This is a genomic window from Pseudomonas sp. S12(2018) (assembly GCF_024355235.1).
Taxonomy (GTDB): Bacteria; Pseudomonadota; Gammaproteobacteria; order Pseudomonadales; family Pseudomonadaceae; genus Aquipseudomonas; species Aquipseudomonas palmensis.
Window position 1 is genome coordinate 1 of record NZ_QLAD01000021.1, and the last position, 2,504, is coordinate 2,504.

Genomic DNA, 2,504 nt, shown 5'->3' on the forward strand with positions numbered 1-2,504 from the left:
CAGCTCGGCAACGCTGCCGGCGGCCGGGGCGAAGCGCAACGGCACGCCCAGCTCGGCCGCTGCCGCGTGCAACGCCGGGCTGGCCATCTCGCTGTCGGCCGCCAGCAGGCAGGCCAATGCCGGCTCGGCGATCTTCGCGCGGTGCAGCGCCGCACGCACCGCTGCAGCCAGCTCCGGCACCTGGGCACTCACGGCCACCAGCACGCAGCGCGGGTAGATCACCAGCTCGTTGGCGTCGGCCTCACGTGCATCGCAGCCCACGTGAATGGCCAGCTGCGCCTGCTCGCTCTGCGGCAGTTGCGCCTGTTCCAGCCACGGCGCGGCGCCATCGATGCGCACGCTTTCACCGGCCAGCAGGTCGGACACGAAACGCTTGCCCAGCTCCAGGTCGGCCAGCGCATAACCACTGGGCGGGTTGAGCAGGCAGGTGCCGAAGCGCAGCTCGCCGCTGGTGGTGATGGCCGGCGCCACGCCGAGGCCGGCGGCGATCTCGCGGGCCAGCCCGTTGACCCCGCCCAGCCCGCCCAGCAGCGGCACCACGGCGCTGCCGTCTTCGGCCACGGCCAGTACCGGCGGTTCGGCGCCCTTCTCCAGCAACACGCTGGCCAGGCTGCGAATCACGATGCCGGCGGCGCACAGGGCAATGATCGGTGTGTCCTGCTGGTACAACTGGCGCAGGGTGGCGCCGAAGTCCTGGTAGCTGCGGTCCGTGCCCTCGACCCGCCCGGCCAGGCCGTGGATCAATGCATCGGGGTACAGCTGCTGGAGCCTGCGGGCAGTGGCCAGGCTGCCCTTGCCCAGGATCACGATGGCCGGTGCGTGAGATGTCATCACCCTTGCCACCGTTCACCCGGCACGATGATCAGCGAGAAGTATGGCGAGGACTGCGGGTCGACCGCATCCAGCGCCACGATCTTCTGGTTGGCCATGGTCGCGCGCTCCACGTACAGCGCTCGCTCGGCCAGGCCCAGTTCGGCCAGCACCTGGCGCACCTTGGGGAAATTGCGCCCCAGCTTCATGATCACCGCCGCGTCGGCATCGGCCAGGCGGCGCTTGAGCTCGTCGGCCGGCAGCACGCCCGACAGCACCGACAGGCTCTGGTTGCGGTACACCAGCGGCGCGCCGAGTACCGAGGCGCCACCGAGCATCGAGCACACGCCGGGGATCACCTGGGCCTCGTAGCGCTCGGCCAGGCGGTCGTGCAGGTACATGTAGGAGCCATAGAAGAACGGGTCGCCTTCGCAGATCACCGCCACGTCGCGGCCGGCATCCAGGTGCGCGGCCACTTCCAGGCTGGCGCCGTCGTAGAAGTCGCTGATCACCTGCTCATACGACAGCGGGGCCGGCAGTGCCTCGGTGGTCACCGGGTACACCAGCGGCAGCAATGTCTGCGCCTGCTGCAGGTGCGCCTCGATGATGCCGAAGGCATTGCCGCGCTTGCCCTTGGCCACGAAATACGCCACCACTGGCGCCTCGCGCAGCAGGCGCAGCGCCTTGACCGTGATCAGTTCGGGGTCGCCGGGGCCCACGCCCAGGCCAAGCAGTCGTCCGCGTGGCTGCATCATTCGACCTCCGTGGCCAGGGCATTGACCGCCGCTGCTGCCATCGCGCTGCCGCCCAGGCGGCCCTCGACGATCACGAACGGCACGCCACGGCTGTCGGCCGCGAGCATCGCCTTGGACTCGGCCGCGCCGACGAAACCGACCGGGAAACCGAGGATCAGCGCAGGCTTCGGCGCCCCTGCATCGATCATCTCGAGCAGGTAGAACAATGCGGTCGGCGCATTGCCGATCACCACCACGCTGCCTTCCAGGTGCGGGCGCCACAGCTCCAGGGCCACCGCCGAGCGGGTGTTGCCCAGCTCCTTGGCCAGGCCCGGCACGCTGTCGTCGCGCAGGGTGCAGATCACCTCGTTGTTGGCCGGCAGGCGTGCACGGGTGATGCCTTCGGCGACCATGCGCGCATCGCACAGGATCGGCGCACCGTTGGCCAGCGCCTCGCGCCCGGCCTTGCCGGCGCCTTCGCTGAAGCGCAGCTTGTCGACCACCTCGACCATGCCGCAGGCATGGATGACCCGCACCGCGAGTTTTTCCAGGTCGGCCGGGATCCGCTCCAGGCGAGCCTCCTGGCGAATGATGGCGAAGGAGTTGCGGTAGATCTCCTGGCCGTCGCGGATGTAATCAATCATCGGGGTTGCTCCGTAGGCGGGCGTCGAGTTGCGCGCCCGCTTCTTTCAATGTCAGGTTGCGCCCGCCAGGGGCGCCCAGGCCCGGCTGCGCCGGGTCGTGAAAATACAGGTCGTAATGCCCGGGCCCGACCGCCAGCAGGGTGGCCGGTGCACGGTGGGCCAGCGCGCAGGAACGCGCGCAGCCGCTCAGGTGAATGCCGGCCACCGGGCCCGGCTCGCGCAGCAGCGCCGCCAGCTGCACGGCGTCGGCCTTGGTGTCGGCCAGGGCCTTGGCGCAGCCGGCCGAACCGGTGCAGGCCACCATGCGCGCCAGCGG

2 protein-coding genes and 2 pseudogenes are annotated in these 2,504 nt (G+C 70.2%); all 4 read right to left on the bottom strand.

Annotated features, from left to right (window positions below; translation table 11 throughout):
* Nucleotides 1–831: pseudogene (locus tag DN388_RS25290) on the bottom strand (precorrin-3B C(17)-methyltransferase); the annotation flags it as partial.
* Complete coding sequence (locus DN388_RS25295; protein ID WP_054916149.1) at nucleotides 831–1,562, bottom strand: precorrin-2 C(20)-methyltransferase; 732 nt, start codon at nucleotides 1,560–1,562, stop codon at nucleotides 831–833. The gene DN388_RS25295 and the pseudogene DN388_RS25290, both read right to left, overlap by 1 nt.
* Nucleotides 1,562–2,188, bottom strand: coding sequence for a precorrin-8X methylmutase (locus DN388_RS25300; protein WP_054916150.1), 627 nt, complete (start codon nucleotides 2,186–2,188; stop codon nucleotides 1,562–1,564). Before DN388_RS25300 ends, DN388_RS25295 begins: the two co-directional genes overlap by 1 nt.
* Nucleotides 2,181–2,504, bottom strand: a pseudogene (locus DN388_RS25305) (precorrin-3B synthase); the annotation flags it as partial. The pseudogene DN388_RS25305 and the gene DN388_RS25300, both read right to left, overlap by 8 nt.

Coding starts and splice junctions, on each gene's coding strand:
- DN388_RS25295 (WP_054916149.1), bottom strand. CDS start 1,562: ATGCAGCCACGCGGACGACTGCTTGGCCTGGGCGTGGGCCCCGGCGAC.
- DN388_RS25300 (WP_054916150.1), bottom strand. CDS start 2,188: ATGATTGATTACATCCGCGACGGCCAGGAGATCTACCGCAACTCCTTC.